Genomic DNA, 16,242 nt, shown 5'->3' on the forward strand with positions numbered 1-16,242 from the left:
GAGAGGTCCTAGGGAGCGTCGTTCGGGGTCAGGCGAGGAGAGCGGCGACGTCGTCGAGCTCGATGCGCCGGCCGGTGTGGAAGGGCAGCTCGTCGCGCACGTGCCGGCGAGCATCGGAGTAGCGCAGGTGGCGCATCATGTCCACGAGGTCGTGGAGGTCGTCCGCCTCGAAGGACAGCAGCCACTCGTAGTCGCCGAGGGCGAAGGCCGCGACGGTGTTGGCGTTGACCTGCGGATAGTCACGACCCATGAGGCCGTGCTCGCGCAGCATCGCATTGCGCTCGTCCTCGGGCAGCAGGTACCACTCGTAGCTGCGCACGAAGGGGTAGACGGTGATCCACTGCCGGCGCTCGAAGGACGGGACCATGAAGGAGGGCACGTGCCCGCGGGCGAACTCGGCCAGGCGGTGCACGCCCACGGCGGCCCATTCGCGGTGCAGCCAGGTCCCCGGCACCGAGCGCTCGAACTCGCGCAGCGCGCCCTGCAGCGCCTCGGGGTCGTCGGCGGCGAGCCACAGCATGAGGTCGTCCTCGGCGCGGAAACCGGAGACGTCGTAGAAGCCGAGGATCTCCAGGCCGCCGCCGGAGGTGGACTCCATGAGGGCGGTGACCTCGCGCAGCGCCTGCGCGATCTGCGCCGTGGTCAGCTCCCCGTCCTCGGTGAGCCCCGAGAGCCGACGGAAGACGGTGTAGCTGGTGTAGCGGGTCTGCTGGGCGATCTGCTCGGCGTCGTGCTGCTGGGTCATGAGGGGGAACCTTCCAGGAGAGTCGTCTCGGCGCGGACGATCGCGTCGATACCGGTGCCGGCCCGCCAGGAGCCGACGAGTTCGAGGGGCCGCTCCGGCGGCTGCGCGGCCAGCAGGGCCGTGAGCGCGTCGAGTGCGGCGCGGTGGCCGGGCAGGGCCTGGCGCATGGCGCGATCCCAGTCGATCACGGCGCTGCCCAGCACCTGGTCGCGGTGCAGGGCGGTGCCGAGGATCCGGGAGGCGTCGGCGAGGGCGAGGTCCGTGAGGCCCTCCGTCGCGGGCAGCTCCTCGCCGGGGCGGCCGTAGCTCAGGCGCACCAGGTGCGGGCCGCGGGCCGACGGGTGGGCCGCGCGCAGCGCCTGCTGCACGTGCTCCCACTTGGCGCTGACGTGCGTGAGCGCCTTGGCGCGGATCCCGGTGGTGCCCGGGGCGACGAGGGCCCCGGTCCCCGAGGGGAAGGCGTCCAGCGCGGGGGCGTCGAGCGCGAGGGCCACCAGGCGCACCGCGGCCGACGGCGCCTGCGGGATGCCGGCGGCCAGCTGGGGCTCCGCGCCGCGCAGCAGGTCCCGTGCGGTGTCGGGCGAGCACGCGAGGACCAGGTGATCGGCCGCGAGCTCCTCGTCGCCGGCCGCGAGCAGCCAGCCGGTGCCGCCCTCCCCGCGGGAGAGTCCCGTGGCCTCCGCCGCGGTGCGCAGGATCGCGCCGCCGGCGAGGAGCTCCTGCGCGAGGGCGTCGGGGAGGGCCGCCATGGTGGGGGCCACGGCGTGCACGCGGGTGCCCGCGCTCGCCGTGGACCCGCGACGCAGGCGGCGGACGGTCCGCACCAGGGAGCCGTGCTCGGCCAGGCCCCGGGCCAGGGGCGCCGAGGCGGCCGCGAACTCGAGGGTCGCCGGATCCGCGGAGTGCACCCCGCCCACGATCGGGGCGACCAGGCGCTCCAGGACGCGCGGGCCCAGGCGGCGGCCCACGACCTCCGCGACGGTCGCGCCGGGCCGCGTCCCGACCCGGCGCGGCAGCAGCGGCTCCAGGGCGGCCCGCAGCGCACCGACGATGCCCAGCACCGCGCGGACGTCGGCGGCGAGGGGGCGGCCGGGGATCCCCAGCAGCGCGCCGGCGGGGGCGCGGTGCACCCCGGCGTCGGAGACCACGCGGCTGCCCAGGCCCTCGCGCGGGGCGACGATGCGCTCCGCCAGGCCCAGCTCGGCGACCAGGGCGTCGACCGCGCCGGCGCCGATCGAGTACGCCTCCGCGCCGGAGCTGACGGAGATCCCGGCCAGGGGGATCTCGGCGATCGCCCCGCCCAGGTGGTCCGCGGACTCCAGCAGCACCACCCGGCGGCCGGCGCGCTGGTGGCGGCGGGCGGCGAGCAGCCCGGCCAGGCCGCCGCCCACGACGAGGGTGCGCTCGGTCATGCCCGGGGTGCGCCCTGCTCGTGCAGGAAGCTCACCAGGTCCGTGAGCACCTGCGGATCCGTCTCCGGCGGGACCCCGTGGCCGAGGTTGACCACGTGGCCGCTCGCGCCGGCGCCCGCGGCGAGCACCGCGCGCGCCTCCTCGAAGCGCGCCCGCTCGGAGGTGAACAACACCGCGGGGTCGATGTTGCCCTGCACGGGCGTGCCCGGCGGCAGCAGCGTCAGCGCGTGGTCCAGCCGCTGGCGGTGGTCCACGCCCATCACGGTCGCCCCGGCGGCGAACATCTCCGGCATCAGGTGCGAGGCGCCCACGCCGAAGTGGATGCGCGGCACCGGGAGGTCCGCCACGTGCGCGAGGGCGGCGGAGGAGTGGGACTGGACGTGGGCGAGGTACTGCTCCGCCCCGAGCGCCCCCACCCAGGAGTCGAACAGCTGCACTGCCGAGGCGCCCGCGAGCACCTGCGCGCGCAGGAAGCGTCCGGACAGCTCCGCGACCCAGGAGGCCAGGCGCGCCCACACCTCCGGCTGGGAGCGCATGAGGGCGCGGGTGCGCAGATGGTCGCGGCTGGGGCCGCCCTCGACCATGTAGCTGGCCACCGTGAACGGGGCGCCGGCGAAGCCGATCAGGGGCGTGGTGCCGAGCTCCGCGACCGTCAGGCGCACGGCCTCCCGGATCGGATCCAGAGCGGCCTCGTAGTCGTCGCCGAGCGCCGGCAGCGCGTCGACGTCGGCCGCGGTGCGGATCGGACGCTCGAAGACGGGGCCGACGCCGGGGCGGATCTCGACGGCCACGCCCGCCTGGCGGGCGGGGACCACGATGTCGGAGAAGAAGATCCCGGCATCGACCCGGTGGCGGCGCACCGGCTGCACGGTGATCTCCGCGGCCATCGCCGGGTCCACGCAGGACTCGAGCATCGAGGTGCCCTCACGCAGCGATCGGTACTCGGGCAGCGAGCGCCCGGCCTGTCGCATGAACCACACGCTGGGTGTGTCGCCCCTGACACCGCGCAGCTCCTGCAGCAGTGAGGCATCGGCCACGCCGCCGTGCTCCGCCGAGCGGCGCGCGGGGTGCTCCGAGGGGAGCAGCGAGGGGTCCTGGACGAGGGCGGCGGCAGTGGTGGCGAGCCCCGGGCCTGCGGCGTTCCCGGATTCTGACGTGCGTCGCGATGTTTCTGACGCACTGTCGGCATAAATGGGCTCTGACATGGGGTTCTGTGTCATGACGCCCCTATTGTGCACATCCGTCCCGGGGGTTCGCCGGGACTCTCGGCCCCGACGGGTCCCGGGCCTAGACTGAGGATCATGCTCGTCGGACTCCGCGCTTCCCATGAGCACCTCGACCTCGAGGTGCTGGACACCCTGACCCGCGGGGCGGACCGGCTGCCCGCGGTCATCGACGAGCTCCAGCGCGAGCGGCTCGCCGCCGGCGGGGCGACCCCGGTGATCGCCGGCGAGGTCGTGGTGAGCACCTGCAACCGGCTCGAGGTCTACCTCGACACCGAGCTCTTCCACGAGGGCGTGGACCTCGTCATCGACGCGGTCTCCCGCACCAGCGGCCTCGAGCGCGAGGTGGTCTCCCTCTGCGTCGACGCCGCGATGGACGCTCCCGTCCCGCAGCACCTGTACGAGGTGGTCTCCGGTCTGCGCTCGCTCGTGGTCGGCGAGGCCGAGATCGCCGGCCAGGTCCGCCAGGCCTACGAGGCCGCGCGCCGCCGGGGCCGCACCACCTCGATGCTCCACGACCTCTTCCAGCACGGATTCCGCTGCGCGAAGTCGGTGGCCACCCGGGCGCCCGTCGGCGCCGCCGGGCGCTCCGGCGCCGCGGTCGCGGTGGATCGGGCGGACATCGCCCTCGGCGGCCTCGCCGAGCGCTCCGTGCTCATCGTCGGCACCGGCGCCTATGCGCGGCTGGGCCTCGCCGAGCTCGCGCGGCGCGGCGTGCGCGACGTGCAGGTGTTCTCGCCCTCCGGTCGCGCCTCCGGCTTCGCGGCGCGCCACGGAGCGCAGGTGGTGGACCCCGCGGGCCTCGAACGCGCCCTGCACGGCGCGGACCTGGTGCTGGCCTGCTCCGGCCGCGGCACCTCCCTGTTCCCCGAGCAGTTCCTGGGCGCCGGGAGCACCGTGGTGCTCGACCTCGCGCTGCACTCCGACCTCCACCCGCTGGTGCGCCACCTCAAGGGCGTCACCGTGCTGGGCCTGGCGGATCTCCGGCTCGACGCCGATGCGGAGACGGACCCCGCCCTGATCACGGCACGAGAGATCGTCGCCGAGAACGTCGAGGCCTTCCGGGTGCAGCAGGAGGTGCGCCGGATCGACCCGGCGATGGCCGCGATGCGCCAGAAGGTCTTCGACGCGGCCGACGGCGAGATCGACCGCCTGCGCCGGGACGTCTCCGGCGAGACGGCCGACCTGCTCGAGCGCTCCATCCGCCGGATCCTGGCCAAAGTCATGCACAAGCCCGCCGAGCGGGCGAGGCACCTCGCCGAGACCGGCTTCGCCGACGCCTATGTCGAGGCCTTCCACACCATCTTCGGGATCGACATCTCCGCCGGCCAGGACCTCTCCGGGGAGGCCGGCGCGGCCGCGGACGAGCTCCCCGAGGCGCGGCCGGCCGGCTGGATGCGCGTGGATCGCACGGTGCCGCCGCGGACGGACGGGACCGGCGTCGACGCCCTGGGGGCCGATGGTGCGGAGGCTCACGAACAGGACGTCCCCGCCGAGCTCTCCGCGGCGGCGATCGCTCGCGTCGCCCTGCGGGACGGCGCCTGCCCGGCCGGCCACGGTGCCGCAGCGCTCCGCTCCGGCCACGCCGCGGGCTGAGGAGAGCCGGGCGGCGCGCTGGGGCGGCGGCCGGTCCGCCGTCCGCGCACCGGGCCTGCCCGCGCCGCCACCCGACTCGGCCTGCCCTCCCGTCGGGGTGTCGGAGAGCCAGGGACGTGACGATCACTGTCGGAATACGGCCAGGCAGCTCCTCTAGCGGCGAGGCCGGCCGTATTCCGACAGTGATCGCACAGGTGCGGGGTGCCGGGGTGCCGGGGGTGGTCCGTCCGCTCAGCGGCGGCGGAACAGGTCGCGCAGGCCGCGGCGCGGGCGCGGGGCGGGCTGCTCGGTCTCGGGCGTCCCCTCGATGCCGTCGACGTCCTCGGGGTCGATGCGCAGGCCGTCCTCGTCCACCCACACGTCGGTCCAGCCGACGTCCGACTCGTCGCGCGGACGGTACTCCCGGCGCGGGCCCAGCTCCGGGCGGACCTCCTCGAGCTCGATCTCCTGCGGCGCCCGGACCTCCTCGCCGCGGTGGGGGACCGGGCAGGTCCAGAAGTAGGGGCAGCCGGGGCACCCGGCGGTCTCCTCGTCGGGAGTCGCCTCGCGCTGCATCTGGACCCCGTCGATCTGCTGCAGCATGCGCAGACGCGACTCGTAGGGATTGATCTCCATGGTCCGCTCAGCGTACTGCGCCGGGGCCGCCGTCCCGGCGGGCGCCGCGTAGGATCACCAGGTCATCACCCGCACCAGGAGGAGCTTCGATGCCCACCCCGCAGCAGCGTGTCCACGACGCCACCCGCCGCCTGCTCGATCTGCTCGAGTCCGGCGAGTCCCTCACCCCGGAGGCGATCGCGCTGCGCTCCGAGCTGGCCGAGGCGACGGCCGAGGCGGGGCACCTCGACGACGCGTACTACCAGGTCGAGGAGCTCCACAAGGACGCCGTGCGGCACTACGGCCCGGACCACGAGGCCGTTCGGCGCGCCCGCGCCGCCCTCGAGGCGGTCAAGGCCGTGGGGCAGCGGGCCGGCGCGGCCCAGGAGGGCGAGGACGGCGGCGAGCTGCTCGGGAGCTGACATCCCGACCCCTCACCACGCGAAGCCGTCCTCCCGCAGCAGGCGCTCCGTCTCCTGGCCCGCGGACTCCATGTAGGTCGCCGTGAGGTGGTCCTCGTCGAACATGACGTGGACGTTGCCGATGATCGGCGGGCAGGCGTCCTGGGGGCAGATCAGCGGCTGCAGGTCCAGCGGGTGCAGCGTGCCCCCGCCGCGGCCGGAGAGCTCCTCGAGCACCGCCGCATCCGCGCGCACCGCGGGCATCGCCTCCCGGTCCAGCGCCTGCGTGCACTCCTCGACCGTGCCGCCGGCCTCGAGGCAGGCCACCGGATCCTCGGCCACGCGCGGGGCATCGCGCAGGGCGATCACGTCGATGTCCTCGGCGAGCAGCTGCGGCACGGTCCCCTCCGTCACCCGGCTGACCCGCTCGGCGCCCTCGTGGGGGAGCAGGGTGGTCGACAGCGCGACCGCCTCCGGGTCCAGGTCGCGGAGGTAGGACAGGGAGACGTCGTTGTGCGCATCGCACTCCGGCCCCTTGTAGGACGCGATCCCCGGGGTGAACACGCAGCTGGGGCCCCGCAGGATGATCAGCCGCCAGCCGTTCTCCCGTGCCGGGCCCGCGAGCGCCATGGCCACCTGGGCCACGCGCGAGTTGCCGACGGCGACCAGCACCGGGGCGTCCTCCGGGGCCTCGGTCATGCGGCAGGACCCCTCGATCATCCCCTCGACCGGTGCGAACTCGCCCTCGCAGGGGAGCTCGAGATGCGCCCAGTCCTGCTGGAGGGTCGCGCCCGAGGGGAGGGGCGGCGCCTCGGGGTTCACGTCCCGGTGCGCGATGAAGGCGGGGTCCAGCGCGCGGGCGCCGGGGTTGTCCACGGTGGCCCGCCGCGCGGCCTCCTCGGCGAGATGCTCGAGCTGGGCGCGGGCGCCGAGGCTGGGAGCCAGCCCGATCGCCAGCACCGCCACCGCCACCGCGCCGGCGCGCCACGGCCGGGCGTTCGCCCAGCGCCAGCGCCGGAACGGGGAGTCCACGAGACGGGTCAGCAGCCAGGCCAGCACCAGGCTCACCGCGATGATCGCCGTGCCCAGCAGCGGGCCGGCGGCCTCCCGCTCGGTGACCAGGACGGTGATCGTGAGGATCGGCCAGTGGACGAGGTAGAGCCCGTAGCTGATGTCCCCGAGCAGCGCGAACGGCCGGGAGCTCAGCAGGCGGTCCGCCGAGAACCGCGACCCGGTGGTGCCGGCCAGGAACACGCCCGTGGCGCCCAGCAGCGGGATCGCCGCGATCCAGCCGGGGAACATCGAGCGGCCGTCGATGAGGGCGCCGGTGGAGATCAGCACCGCCAGGCCCGCCCAGCCGAGCGCGACCCGCAGCCGCCGCCCGCCCGCGCGGCGGGGCGCGCCCGGGGATGCCAGGGGCCACAGCGCGAGCAGGGAGCCCGCGGCGAACTCCCAGACGCGGGTCGAGGTGTCGAAGTAGGCAACCTCCTGAGCGGCCGCCGTGGAGACCACGGACCAGGCGAAGGAGGCCAGGGCGAGGGCGGCGAAGAGCACCAGCACCACGCGGCGGGGCGGGATCCGCAGCCGGCGCGCGAGGAGGGCGGAGAGCGCGAGCAGCAGCGGCCAGGCCAGGAACACCTGGCCCTGGATCGACAACGACCAGAAATGCTGCAGCGGCGAGGTGGCGATGCTGGCCGCGGCCTCGTAGTCCGTGCCGCGGTGGATCAGCAGCCAGTTCTCGCCCTGCAGCAGCGAGGCGATCGCATCGTTGAGCGCCGGCATCCAGGTGCTCTCCGGGAGCAGCAGGTACACCGCGGCGAGGGTCGCGAGGATCACCGCCGCGGCGGGCGGCAGCAGACGCTTGAAGGTGCGCGCCCAGTACGCCAGCGGCGCCATCGGGCGGCCGTCCTCCATCCGGCGCAGGAAGCTGCCGGTGAGGAAGAAGGCGGAGAGGAACAGGAAGACGTCCACCCCGCCGGAGACCCGGTCGAAGAACACGTGGTAGAGCACGACCAGGGCGATCGCGAGGCCGCGCAGGCCGTGCAGCTCCGGGCGATGGTCCGCGCGGGAGCGGGCGGTGGGGGCGGGGGCCGACAGAGCGGCAGGGGCGGTGCTCACCAGGTGAATCCTGCCTCGTCGAGCCGCGCGCCGACGGCGTCCTGCATGGTGGCGGCGTAGGTGCCGGTGAGGTGGTCGTCGTCGAGGGAGACCACGACGTTGCCGATGACGGGCGTGCAGGTCCCCTCGGGGCACACCAGATCGGTGACCTCCAGCGGCACGACCGCCTCGCCCTGGGCGGCGAGCAGAGAGGCGTCGGGCCGCTCCTGCGCGAGCGCCGGGGCGAGGGCCGGGGCGCACTCCGGATCCTCCGCGCCCCGGGCCGCCACGCAGCCCGGCGGATCCAGGGGCATCCGCGGCAGGTCGCGCAGCGCGATGACCTGCCCTCCGGTGGCGGTCAGCGCCGGCAGGGCCCGGTCCATGCCGGGCATGATCGTCTCGGCGCCCTCCCGGTCCAGGAAGGTGGTGTGCAGCGCCACCGCCGCGGGGTCGACGCGCTCGAGATACGCGGCGGCGGCCGCGGAGAACTCGGCGCAGCCCGGGGATGCGGCGTCCTCCGCGCTCGCGCCGGTGTAGGGGCAGCCGCCCTCCCAGAGGGTCACCAGCGTCCATCCCTCCGCCCGAGCGAGCTCGATGAGCGCGGCGCTGAACTGCTCGAGCCGGGAGTTGCCCACGCTGACGAGCACCGGCGCGCCCTCCTCGCCGGGCACCACCCGGCACATCTCCGCCAGCGCCTCGCGCTCCGCGCCCCGGGGCGCGAGCTCCCCGGTGCAGTCCTCCTCCCCGGAGACCCAGTCACGGGTGATCAGCGCCGCCGTCGGCAGCGGCTCCGCGTCCGGGTCCGCGTCGGGATGCACGGTGAAGTCCGGGTCCAGCACCCGCGCCCCGGGGTTGTCCGCCACCGCGCGCGCCGCGGCGTCCTGCTGCTCGGCGAGCAGATGGCTCTGGGCACCGAGCATGGGGGCGAGTCCCAGCACCAGGCTGGTCACGGCCACCAGCCCCGAGCGCCAGGCCCTCGCGCCCGCCCAGGGCCAGCGGCGGATCGGGGTGTCCACGAGGCGGGTCAGCAGCCAGGCCAGCAGCACGGCGGCGAGGATCAGCACCGCGCCCTCGACAGGGTCCGCGCGCTCCGTCCCGGCGTGGGCCAGATACAGCGTCAGCAGCGGCCAGTGCACGAGGTACAGGCCGTAGGAGATGTCGCCCAGCGCCCGTGCGGGGCGGGCGGAGAGCAGCCGGTCCACGCCGAGGCGGTGGCCCGAGGTCCCGGCGATCAGCACCATCGCCGCGGCCGCGAGCGGCCAGGCCGCGATCCAGCTGGGGAAGGCGCCCTGCACGTCGACCAGCAGGCCGCAGGAGACCAGGCCGATCAGGCCGATCCAGCCCATCGCGACCCGGGCGACGGCGCCGCGCCCGGTGGCGGCGCGATGGCGGCGGGACTCCCGGCGCTCGCGCCGCGCCTCCCACCGCGGCAGCGCCAGGCCCAGCAGCGAGCCGGCGGCGAACTCCCACAGCCGCGTGCGGGTGTCGAAGTAGGCGATCTCCTGCTGGGTCGCGGTCGAGTGCACGGACCAGGCGAAGGACGCCAGCAGCACCACGGCGAGCACCGCTGCGAGCACGCCGCGCGCAGGGAGCCCGGCGCGGCGCGCCAGCAGCACCGCGGCGGCGATCAGCAGCGGCCACAGCAGGAACACCTGGCCCTGGATGGACAGCGACCAGAAGTGCTGGAACGCCGAGGGCCCGTCGGCACCGGTGGCCGCCGCCGCGTAGTAGTCCACCCCGCGCCGGATCAGCACCCAGTTCTCCACGTGCAGCAGGGAGCCGATCGCATCGGTGATCGCGGTCATCCAGCGCTCGGCCGGCAGCAGGAGCAGCACCCCGGCGAGGGTCGCCAGCGCCACCACGGCCGTGGGCGGCAGGAGCCGCTTGAAGGTGCGGGCCCAGTAGGCCGCCGGCCGCATCGCCTCCCCGCGGTCGATCCTGCGCGTGAAGGTGCCGACCAGCAGGAACGCGGAGAGGAAGAGGAAGACGTCGACCCCGCCGGAGACCCGGTCGGCGAACACGTGGTACAGCACGACCAGGCCGATGGCCACGCCGCGCAGGCCGTGCAGCTCGGGGCGGAAGCGGCCGGCGCGGGTGCTGTCCACGCCGCCGGCGACCGAGGGCCGGGCGGGGGAGGAGGTGTCGGGGACCGGGGAGGGCATGGGGACGTGCGCGGCGCCTCAGCCGCGCAGGAAGGCGGTGCAGGCCTGCTGCAGCAGCAGCGGATCGGCGGTCGCGCACATCTCCCGCGCGGAGTGCATGGACAGCAGCGTGAGGCCGACGTCGATCGTGGTCATGCCCAGCCGGGTCGCGGTCAGGGGGCCGATGGTGGAGCCGCAGGGCATGGCGTTGTGGGAGACGAAGCGCTGGTGCGGCACCCCGGCCCGCTCGCAGGCCGCGGCGAAGGCGGCGATGCCCACGGCATCGGTCGCATAGCGCTGCTGCGCGTTGATCTTCAGCATCGGTCCCTCGCCCAGGCGGGGCCGGGTGACGGGATCGTGGCGCTCGGGGTAGTTCGGGTGCGCGGCGTGGCCGGCGTCGGCGGAGAGCACCATCGAGGAGGAGAGCACCTGCCGCCGCGAGGCCTCGTCGCCGCCGAGGGCGGCATGGAGGCGCACCAGCACGTCCTCGAGGAAGGGGCCGGCCGCGCCGGATCGGGTCGCGGAGCCCACCTCCTCGTGGTCGTTGGCGACCATCATCGCGATCGGGGCGGGGCCCGCGGTGCCGGAGGGCTCGGCGCCGGAGGCCACGTCGATCAGCGCCAGCAGCTCCGCGTGCACGGAGCTGAGGTTGTCCAGCCTCCCCGAGGCCAGGAACTCCTCGTCGGCGCCGAAGAGCGCGGGGGCCTGGGCATCGGCCGTGACGACGTCGAGGCCGACGATCTCGCGGCGGTCCACGCCGGCGTGGCCGGCGAGCACCTCGAGGACGTCCACCGGGGCCAGGCCGATGATCGGCTGCATGTGCCGCTGCGGGTCCAGCTGCAGGCCGTCCTTGTTCACCGCGCGGTCCAGATGCACCGCGAGCTGGGGGACGCGCAGCAGCCCCGGGGTGTCGACGAGGACCACGGAGCCGTCGGCGAGGGCGAGGCGGCCGGCGAGCCGCAGCTCGCGGTCCAGCCAGGAGTTCAGCAGCGGGCCGCCGTAGATCTCGATGCCCACCTGGGCGAGGCCCTCGGCGCTGAGCTGCGGGTCCGGCTTGAGCTTCAGGGCGGGGGAGTCGGTGTGCGAGCCGACGATGCGGAAGCTGCTCGCGGCGTCCGCGCCCTCGGGGGCGGACCAGGCGATGAGGGAGCCGTCGCGCACCACGTAGCGGTCTCCGGCGACGTCCTCCGCGGACCAGGGGGCGCTCTCGGACAGCGCGGCGAAGCCGGCCTGCTCGAGGCGGCGGACCGCCTCGGCCACGGCATGGAAGCTCGAGGGGGAGGCGGTGACGAAGTCGCCCAGGTCGAGCGCGGTGGTGCGGGCGCGAGGGGACGGAGCGGCGGCGGAGAACGGAGTCACACGGTCATTGAACCATCGCGCACCCCTCGCCGCCGCGCGGGACCGCTCAGCAGGCGGTGACCTCGTACAGCCGCACCTCGCCCACCTCGTGGACGAGGTCGAAGCCCGCGGTGTCGTCGGTGATGTCCTGGAACCCGAGGTATCCGGACTCCGCGGCGTCGTCGCCGCCCAGGCGGTGGTCGTCGAGGTCGAGGTAGTACAGCGGACGGTCCTCGGGCAGGGACTCGCACACCGTCGGATCGGTGGCGATCTCGTCGAGGGCGTCGTCGAGGTGGCGCTCATCCGGGGTGCGCCGGACGGTCATGTACAGCCGGTTCACCTCGCGGTCCCCGAGGGCGTAGGCGAGACCGCCGCCCTCCCAGGGATCCACGATCAGGTACCCGTCCTCGGGGACGTACTCCGGCAGCTCCTCGAACATCTCGAACTCGTCGGTGCTCACCAGATCCGCGATCTCCCACGTCCGGTACGCCTCGGAGACGGCGTCGAAGCGCTCCTCGAGCAGCGGGTCGCTCGAGACGTGCCAGGCCAGCAGCGTGGCGAGGAGGGCGCCGACCACGCCGCCGGCGACGGCGCGGAGCGGTCCGTGCGCGGCCGGGACGGCGAGGGGGGACCCCGCGGCTCCGTCCAAGCCGTCGGCCCCGGCCGCTCCCCGGGCGCTGCGGCGTCCGCGCTCGGCGTCCCCGGCGCGCCGCAGGGCGCCGGCGAGCGTCTGCAGTCCCATCGTCGCCAGCGGCACGGCGACCACGGTCAGGGCCGCGGCGGCCCGGAAGCTGTCGCGGTAGAGGAATCCGGCCAGCGCGTCGCGCCAGAACCCGTCGGGCGCCGCGGAGGAGGCCCAGTAGACGAGGCCGGGCCCCAGCATCGCCAGCAGCACCACGCGGTGACGGCGCGCCCCGAGGGCGGCGCCGGCGATCCCGAGCCCGCTGAGGAGGACCACGACGCCGAAGGCGGGGCGGCCCATGGAGCCGCCGAAGGCGATCTCCCCGAGGGCCTGCGGCGTGCTCTGGAAGGCGGTCCACGGTGCGGTGGCGGTCGAGGGCGACATGACCGCCCAGAGCACCACGATCGCGAGCACCATCGCGGCCAGCACGGCCGCGCGGACCACGTCGCGCCGCGGGGTGTCGCGCAGCGCGCGCAGCGGCGTGGTGTGCCGCGCCCCGCTGCGCGCCACCTCCCGCACCGGAGCCACCATCGTGCGCTGCAGATGCCGGACCAGGCTCGCGGCGGCGATCGGGAGGACGATGATCAGACCCACGAGCGCGGAGCCCGGGTGCGCGATCCCGGCGCCCACCCCGATGGCGGCGATGATCAGCCCCAGCCGCACCGGGGCGTCCAGCAGCGCCTCCCCGCGCGCGGCATGCACCAGGACCGCGGCCAGCACCGGCACCACGGCCAGGCCCAGGATCGTGGGATAGACCAGCCCCCAGTCCAGCAGCACCAGCGGGAAGCCGGGCAGGGCCAGCAGCAGCGGGCCCACCAGCATCCGCACCACCAGGGCCGGGCGCACCAGCTGCTCGACGAGCAGCCACATGGCCATCGGCCACACCCCGAGGACCGTGGTGAGCATGAGCGCATGGACGGCCTGCGGGAGGTCGAGGCCGCTGAGCTCGCGCACCAGGGCACCCGCGGTGTGCCAGCCGTTGGGGTACAGCAGGCCGCGCAGCAGCGCGCCGGTGTCGAAGGGCGTGGCCTCGCCCGTGCGCAGGATCGCCTCGATGGCGTTGAGGTGGAAGGCGTTGTCGTACCGCTGCGCGATCGTGGTGGGGTCGACGAAGGCCCGCAGGTACAGCGGGACCATGAAGAGCAGGGCGATCACCTGGCCGGCCAGGTACTGGAGCGCGGCCGGCCCGGAGATCAGCGCGAGGCGCGGTCCTCGCCGGCCCCAGGGGGTGCCCCAGGTCCAGGCCGCGGCCACGAGTGCGCACACCGCCGTGGTGCCCGCGACCCACCGCACGTCCCAGGCGGCGTCCAGCAGCGCGGTGGCGAGGGTCGAGAGCAGGATCAGGCCCAGGGAGACGGGCGGGGCGGCCAGCAGCGCCGTGGGCACGCCCACGCGGCAGCACAGCAGGATCGAGGCGCCCGGGACGATGAACATCACCGCGGCGACGATCACCCCGGGTATCACGTCGGTCCACATAGGCCGTCATGCTCTCACGCGGAGGGCGCGGGAACGTGCTCCTGGAGCAGTCGTGTCATCTCGGGGGCGAGGACGACCTCGACGAAGGTGCGGGAGAGATGGTCGTCGTCCATGTAGACGTAGGTCTCGCCGAGGATCGGGGAGCAGCGGCCGGCCGGGCAGATGCTGTCGCTGAGATCGAGCAGCACCGTCTCGGCCCCCGCGCCCTCGCCCTCGAGCGCCGCGAGCTCGGCGGCCGGGTTCTCGGCGGCGAGCTTCTGCGCGCGCTCGGCGCCGCAGGCGGCGTCGGCGTCCGCGGGGGTCCCGCCCTCCTCGACGACGGCCTCCGCGCACTGGTACTGGTCCTCGGGCCAGCGCGGGGTGTCCCGCACGCCGAGCACCGTGATGCCCCGGTCCAGGAGCTCCTGCACGGCGGCGGCGGTGCCGGAGGGCACGGCCTCGCCGGCGTCCACGGCGGCGGTGCGGGTGACGGTGGTCAGGACCAGCTCGGGGGAGACGAGGTCCATGTAGTCCAGGACGTACTGCGCGTAGCCGCGGCAGTAGGGGCTCTCCTCGATGCCGCTGCGGAATCCGCACGCGTCCATCGAGAGGTTCACGATCTGCAGATCGTGCTCCTGGGCGTAGGGGATCAGGGCGGGGATGAACTGGCGGGCATGGGAGCTGCCCACCACCACCACGGTCCCCGCGGCCTCGGAGCCCGCGGGCAGCAGCTGCTGGCAGTTGACGTTGTGGAAGTCGGACGCGGGTGCCCAGGCGCCGCCGCAGCGCTGGGGCAGATCGGGCCACTGGGAGCCCAGCTGGTAGCCATGGGGGAGGATCTCCGCCGGAGCCTCGGTGGCGACCTCGTCGGTGGGGACCCCGGTGGCGGCGGGCGGCGCCGGGCTCGTCTCGCCCCCGGTGTCGAGGGAGAGCCACCAGGCGCCGGAGGCCCCGGCCACGAGCGCGACGCTCGCGGCGACCGCGGTCAGGGCGCGCCAGGGGCGGGCCTCGAGCCAGCGCGATCGCCGCACGGGGGCGTCGACCGCGCGGGTCACCAGGGTGGCCAGCAGCACCGAGCCCGCGAGCACCGCGAGCCCGTCGACCAGCCCGGCCCGCTGCTGGTCGCTGTGGTGCAGCCAGAGCACGAGGATCGGCCAGTGCACGAGGTACAGGGCGTAGGAGATGTCGCCGACGAAGGCCGCCGGCCGGGTGGACAGCAGTGCGTCCACACCCCAGCGGCGACCGGAGTGCCCCGCCAGCACCACCGCGGCCGCGGCGGCGAGCGGCCAGATCGCGATCCAGCCCGGGAACAGCGTCGAGACGTCCACGACGATGCCGCAGGCCAGCAGCGCGGCGATGCCCGCCCAGCCGGTCAGCGCCCGCAGGAGACCGTGCCGCGGAGCCTCGCCGTCCTCCGGGCGACGCGCGCCGGTCAACCGGTCCAGCCGGGGCAGCGCGAGAGCCAGCAGGGACCCGGCGGCGAACTCCCACAGCCGCGCCGCGGTGTCGAAGTAGGCGATCTGCTGCTGGGACTGGGTCGAGAGGATCGACCAGGTCAGCGACGCCGCGCCGATCAGCGCGATGATCGCCAGGAGCGGGCGGCGCACCGCCTTGCCCGCCCGCGCCCGCCGGACCACCAGCAGGAACAGCAGCGGCCACACCACGAAGGCCTGCCCCTGCACGCTGAGGGACCAGAAGTGCTGCAGCGGGGACGCCGCGCCCGCATCGCGCGCGTGGTAGTCGACCTGCTGGAAGACCAGCAGCATGTTCTGCAGGTACACGGCGGAGGCGACCGCCTGTTCCATCACCAGCTGCCACATCGAGGACGGCAGCATCACGGCCGTCGCGCCGAGGACCAGCAGGATCACCACCGCCGCAGGGGGCAGCAGGCGCTTGAAGGTGTGCAGCCAGTAGCGCGGGACGCCGAGCGGACGGCCGCTCTCGAGGCGCCGGACGAAGGTGCCGGTGAGGAAGAAGGCGGAGAGGAACAGGAAGACGTCCACGCCGCCGGAGACCCGCCCCAGCCAGATGTGGTAGATCGCGACCAGGCCCAGGGCCACGGCCCGCAGCCCGTGCAGCTCGCGGCGGAAGGCGGGGCGGGGGCGTCCGGCCTCGGGGACGTCGGGGTCGGCGGGTGCGTCGGAGCGGCGCCGGCGTCGCCAGGTGCCCGTGACCGCCTCGGAGGTCGACCAGGCGTCCTCCGCGTTCTGCTCCGCCCGGCGCTCCCGAGGGCCCTGGACCCAGTCCTCGAGGGAGGAGGTCCGTGCCGGACCGGGGGCCGCCGTCCAGTCCGCGAGGGCGGAGCGGGCCGGGGCCGGCTCCTGGATCCAGTCCTCGAGCCGGTCCGCGGGCGCGGGCGTCGGCGCGGGCTGCTCCCAGTCCGCGGCGCGCCGCGCCAGGGCGGGATCCTCCGTGCGGCGCGAGCGGGAGCGCCGTCCGCCCCGGCGAGAGCGCGGGGGATCGCTGGGCGAGCTGATCGTGATCCCCTTCCGCGCTGCCGACGTCACCGCTGCCGTGCAGGGCCTGCTCCCGCGTCGCGGCGCTGCGGAGGATCCTAA

General features: G+C 75.0%; 11 protein-coding genes. 2 read left to right on the forward strand and 9 right to left on the reverse strand.

What is annotated here, in order from left to right; translation table 11 throughout:
• Positions 1 to 28: 28 nt before the first annotated feature.
• Genes hemQ through hemE form a run of 3 tightly spaced genes read right to left on the reverse strand, consistent with a single transcriptional unit; the run spans position 29 to position 3,362 of the window.
• Positions 29 to 745, reverse strand: a complete 717-nt coding sequence (gene hemQ / locus CXH06_RS02030) for a hydrogen peroxide-dependent heme synthase (protein ID WP_114853498.1) — start codon at positions 743 to 745, stop codon at positions 29 to 31.
• Positions 742 to 2,157, reverse strand: a complete 1,416-nt coding sequence (locus CXH06_RS02035; protein WP_114853499.1) for an NAD(P)/FAD-dependent oxidoreductase — start codon at positions 2,155 to 2,157, stop codon at positions 742 to 744. The genes hemQ and CXH06_RS02035 overlap by 4 nt, the downstream gene beginning before the upstream one ends.
• Positions 2,154 to 3,362 (reverse strand): uroporphyrinogen decarboxylase, encoded by a 1,209-nt coding sequence (gene hemE / locus CXH06_RS02040; protein ID WP_232820156.1) that lies wholly within the window; start codon positions 3,360 to 3,362, stop codon positions 2,154 to 2,156. Before hemE ends, CXH06_RS02035 begins: the two co-directional genes overlap by 4 nt.
• A gap of 96 nt (positions 3,363 to 3,458) precedes the next feature.
• Between hemE and CXH06_RS02045 the strand changes: the two genes are divergently transcribed.
• Positions 3,459 to 4,976, forward strand: coding sequence for a glutamyl-tRNA reductase (locus CXH06_RS02045; protein ID WP_114853501.1), 1,518 nt, complete (start codon positions 3,459 to 3,461; stop codon positions 4,974 to 4,976).
• A gap of 231 nt (positions 4,977 to 5,207) precedes the next feature.
• Here the strand turns inward: CXH06_RS02045 and CXH06_RS02050 are convergent, their stop codons facing one another.
• On the reverse strand, positions 5,208 to 5,591 hold the full coding sequence (locus CXH06_RS02050) for a hypothetical protein (protein ID WP_114853502.1): 384 nt from the start codon (positions 5,589 to 5,591) through the stop codon (positions 5,208 to 5,210).
• An 89-nt stretch (positions 5,592 to 5,680) separates the two neighbouring features.
• Here CXH06_RS02050 and CXH06_RS02055 point away from each other — a divergent pair, with 89 nt between their 5' ends.
• Entirely contained in the window at positions 5,681 to 5,992 is a 312-nt protein-coding gene (locus CXH06_RS02055; protein WP_114853503.1) for a hypothetical protein, read from the forward strand.
• Between the two features lie 12 nt (positions 5,993 to 6,004).
• Here the strand turns inward: CXH06_RS02055 and CXH06_RS02060 are convergent, their stop codons facing one another.
• From CXH06_RS02060 to CXH06_RS02080, 5 genes are read right to left on the reverse strand one after another with little or no spacing between them, the layout of a single operon-like run.
• Complete coding sequence (locus CXH06_RS02060) at positions 6,005 to 8,089, reverse strand: acyltransferase family protein (protein WP_232820157.1); 2,085 nt, start codon at positions 8,087 to 8,089, stop codon at positions 6,005 to 6,007.
• Positions 8,086 to 10,230: an acyltransferase family protein gene (locus tag CXH06_RS02065; protein WP_114853504.1), complete on the reverse strand. Its 2,145-nt coding sequence runs from the start codon at positions 10,228 to 10,230 to the stop codon at positions 8,086 to 8,088. The genes CXH06_RS02060 and CXH06_RS02065 overlap by 4 nt, the downstream gene beginning before the upstream one ends.
• 18 nt (positions 10,231 to 10,248) lie before the next feature.
• A complete protein-coding gene (locus CXH06_RS02070) occupies positions 10,249 to 11,568 on the reverse strand; it encodes a M18 family aminopeptidase (RefSeq protein ID WP_114853505.1) in 1,320 nt (439 codons plus the stop codon).
• Between the two features lie 46 nt (positions 11,569 to 11,614).
• Positions 11,615 to 13,705 carry a DUF6541 family protein gene (locus CXH06_RS02075; RefSeq protein WP_114853506.1) on the reverse strand — a complete coding sequence of 697 codons (2,091 nt, stop codon included), beginning with the start codon at positions 13,703 to 13,705 and terminating at the stop codon, positions 11,615 to 11,617.
• Positions 13,706 to 13,719: 14 nt separating this feature from the next.
• Entirely contained in the window at positions 13,720 to 16,191 is a 2,472-nt protein-coding gene (locus CXH06_RS02080; RefSeq protein ID WP_114853507.1) for an acyltransferase family protein, read from the reverse strand.
• Between the last annotated feature and the right edge of the window lie 51 nt (positions 16,192 to 16,242).

Source organism: Brachybacterium sp. YJGR34 (assembly GCF_003347015.1).
Classification (GTDB): domain Bacteria; phylum Actinomycetota; class Actinomycetes; order Actinomycetales; family Dermabacteraceae; genus Brachybacterium.

Bases quoted from the DNA above. Each gene is read 5' to 3' on its own strand.
- hemQ (WP_114853498.1), bottom strand. From the start codon at position 745: ATGACCCAGCAGCACGACGCCGAGCAGATCGCCCAGCAGACCCGCTAC.
- CXH06_RS02045 (WP_114853501.1), top strand. From the start codon at position 3,459: ATGCTCGTCGGACTCCGCGCTTCCCATGAGCACCTCGACCTCGAGGTG.
- CXH06_RS02065 (WP_114853504.1), bottom strand. From the start codon at position 10,230: ATGCCCTCCCCGGTCCCCGACACCTCCTCCCCCGCCCGGCCCTCGGTC.
- CXH06_RS02035 (WP_114853499.1), bottom strand. From the start codon at position 2,157: ATGACCGAGCGCACCCTCGTCGTGGGCGGCGGCCTGGCCGGGCTGCTC.
- CXH06_RS02055 (WP_114853503.1), top strand. From the start codon at position 5,681: ATGCCCACCCCGCAGCAGCGTGTCCACGACGCCACCCGCCGCCTGCTC.
- CXH06_RS02050 (WP_114853502.1), bottom strand. From the start codon at position 5,591: ATGGAGATCAATCCCTACGAGTCGCGTCTGCGCATGCTGCAGCAGATC.
- CXH06_RS02075 (WP_114853506.1), bottom strand. From the start codon at position 13,705: ATGTGGACCGACGTGATACCCGGGGTGATCGTCGCCGCGGTGATGTTC.
- hemE (WP_232820156.1), bottom strand. From the start codon at position 3,362: ATGTCAGAGCCCATTTATGCCGACAGTGCGTCAGAAACATCGCGACGC.